General features: G+C 40.5%; 2 protein-coding genes. Both read right to left on the bottom strand.

The genetic code is table 11. From position 1 onward, the window contains the following. Window positions 1–65: 65 nt before the first annotated feature. Window positions 66–1,079 carry a DNA phosphorothioation-dependent restriction protein DptG gene (gene dptG / locus EKM97_RS11790; RefSeq protein WP_125572568.1) on the bottom strand — a complete coding sequence of 338 codons (1,014 nt, stop codon included), beginning with the start codon at window positions 1,077–1,079 and terminating at the stop codon, window positions 66–68. After that, window positions 1,076–2,812, bottom strand: coding sequence for a DNA phosphorothioation-dependent restriction protein DptF (gene dptF / locus EKM97_RS11795; RefSeq protein ID WP_125572569.1), 1,737 nt, complete (start codon window positions 2,810–2,812; stop codon window positions 1,076–1,078). Before dptF ends, dptG begins: the two co-directional genes overlap by 4 nt. Between the last annotated feature and the right edge of the window lie 162 nt (window positions 2,813–2,974).

Raw genomic sequence — 2,974 nt, forward strand, 5'->3', positions numbered from 1 at the left:
CCTATGCATCTATTATACAACGATAACGGGTTAAGGAACTGTTACAGATAGCTTGGACAAATTATTCACCAGCCACTAATTAACTCACCCAAATCTGCAGTTTCAACTTCAAGACTTTTGATGTTGTTCTCCGGCATCCCGTAATTAAACTGCGTGATAAATACACGCAGCTCGTACTCCAAATCATTGCGTTCAGGGCCGTTCAACGCCATGATTTCGGGCATAAACATATAATCACGATCCAGCAAGATGTTGATATAATCCAAAATATCTGTCTCAACTAAAAGATTCTTTGCACTCATACGTAAACTTCGGAATGAATGACTGCCTGCAGCTCGGCGTGACTGTGAAAGGCGCTCAGATTCCAGCGCATAATAAGGCTTAAATTGGCTTCCGCTGTGATCGGTGCGTTCCAGCGATGCAATGAGTTTTACAGAATAAGTGAAGTAATAGAAGGAAAGAAATGTATCAATATGCTCATCAAAGAATTGACGGCTACTCAGCATATTGGCTAAATCATTAGTGAATTTAGACCGTAGTTCATTCACTTGCATAAACTGAAATTGACTTTTTTTATCTTTTAGCACATCGAGTTGCTTTGCGTTGCTGAGAATTAACCTTTCATACGGATTCGTTGCACTCTCGTTTTTTAAAAATGCTGACCAGGTGGCATTGTTGTCGAATCCATACAGCTGGTAAAGATAATCAGCAACTGCAATGTCACCTTTTGCCTCGTTACCATCGCTCAACGGCACGTAAGCTAATAATCGTGGCAAATGCACTCGTTCAATCGCAACATCCGAAAACACTTGCATGAATCGTTCAATAGACATTCCATTGAAGTTCACATTCGCACTCAATCTTTCGCGATCAACTATACCGTCATCAAATTCTGCAGGCATACTTAAATCCAAACTACGCCGCACAAGAGAGCCAACAACTGGATGAAATCCATTCAGAAATTTCGCCCGCTCTGGTTCACGTGTGAAGTAAGGTAAGAGTTTCCCACGCTGGTCGTGGTTGAATCTTATCTTGTCCCCTTTTGTCAGACTTTGCATTAGTTCCTGTGCACTTTTCATCGGTTGACCTCTTCTACTGTATATTCATAGTCATTGTCCATAATACGGATAAAATGATTCGTATTCGGGATACGCACTACAGCTGACCTCGAATCTGCACTCGCAACTAACTGCTGTACGTATTGGTTGAAATCTACAGCGCTTTGAACATCGGCGCGGCGCAAGTTGTAGCCATTAATGATCTTTCGTAACAGACTGTATGTCTGGAAATCCACCGCCATTCGAATTGGCTTTGCATTCTGTGCATATACAGCAAAATATATATTTGTCCCTTGCCTTACAAGTCCATACTCTCGATCAAATCGTGGATTTACTTCAATCGCGATGCTTTGCTCCGTTGCATCAGTAAATATATGTTGTTGCATCGGCGTAACCCCATTCCACAACAACATTCCTTGACTTACATTCTTCATAAATTCGTGAATTAGCTCTTGATCGTTATTATCAATGGCTCCCAGAATACGAACATAATCTGTATACACAGGCTTTGAAAAGGCCACAGATTGATGTTTCAAAAGGAATAGTAACCTCAGAACATAGTTGATATCCTGTCCCCATAATTCGCTGTCTTCATCTTGTTCATTTAGACCCTTGAATCCATTTATTTGTCGCTCGTTTTCGGCAAACTCATTTTCAAGATTCATCTCGGTAAAAATTGCTTTGGCTTCATCAGTGAAGTTGAGGGTATTAAATAAACGTGAAGTGATGCGGTCAATTTCTTTATTCTGATTCAGAATTGGGTCTAGTTTAGCGATATACTTCAAAATCACCGACCTATCACTACCGGTAAACAATAACGACGGCAGATATGCCTTATAAGTCGTATTTCCAGGTAAAGGGATAACCACATCATGAATAAAATTCAAAATTTGGCGTGCTGAGAGCATCTGCCCATATTGAATTTGAATTTTGATTAGTAATGATTCCAAGGAAGCCTGTACTGCTCGATTGAGCAACAGTCGATAATTGATCACTTCCGGCAAATTCTCTTGATGTTTATCCTGTAAATATGCACTATAGAAAGGATTTTTATCATTCTGGCTCGTGATTTTTTCAAGCAGACTACGTGTGAATTCGCTCTCAGCACTACCATTAACAAACTTAATGCTTGGCGAATTACGAAACGTAATCAGCTGGAAGCGGTCTTGAATGTTTGTTGTCGCCGTCTCTTTACGCAGAATTTCTGTTTCATCAAGAAACGCAAGCAGCTCCGTAAATTCCCCCTGTTCGCGCATTTGTTTTGCAAAATTAATCAGCACACCAAGGTTTATCGCAACAATTAAATGCTCCGACTTACCATTTGGCTGATTAAACGTCGCTAACGTATCTTGAAGCGACTCTATTGCCGTTTTCTGTGGGTCCAGGCTTTCTGTCGCATCGTTATGCACCTTAATACCATATTTAATGAAATCATCATGACGCTGATTCTTTTCATAGGCTAGCAAATGTGATTTCCCATCTCCCACATTGCCCACAATCAGAGTTAACGTCTGCGGTTGGCTTGGTATCTTCTCGCTAAATACCTCTTCTAACTCAGTTTCAATCGGACGAACAACGTGCAAGTATTGGTGAAACGAGTCTAATTCCTTATCACCAGAAACAACCGCTTCTTTAGATTTGATACTCAGACGTTCAAAGGCCTGGCGTAATTTTGAGCCATGAATGTTGTTGTCAGCGTGTTTATAATCAGTTAACAAACGCGTAGCAGAATCAATATCCTGTTGACTTATCATGGGCGATTGCTTTTCAACTAGGTCATCCAGTCGTGTGATTTCGTCATAAACATTACCGCTAATTACATTTTTATTTTTTAAAGACCCTCAATTGTCAAATCAAGCGCAACACTTTTTAACCGATTCTTGTTAGCGGTATAGGTCATGCCATGTTGGGGTAGT

The sequence above is a fragment of the Lacticaseibacillus songhuajiangensis genome (assembly GCF_003946025.1).
GTDB lineage: Bacteria > Bacillota > Bacilli > Lactobacillales > Lactobacillaceae > Lacticaseibacillus > Lacticaseibacillus songhuajiangensis.

What these genes read in the sequence shown, in the direction of transcription:
- dptG (WP_125572568.1), bottom strand. Translation starts at nt 1,079, where the DNA reads ATGAAAAGTGCACAGGAACTAATGCAAAGTCTGACAAAAGGGGACAAG.
- dptF (WP_125572569.1), bottom strand. Translation starts at nt 2,812, where the DNA reads ATGATAAGTCAACAGGATATTGATTCTGCTACGCGTTTGTTAACTGAT.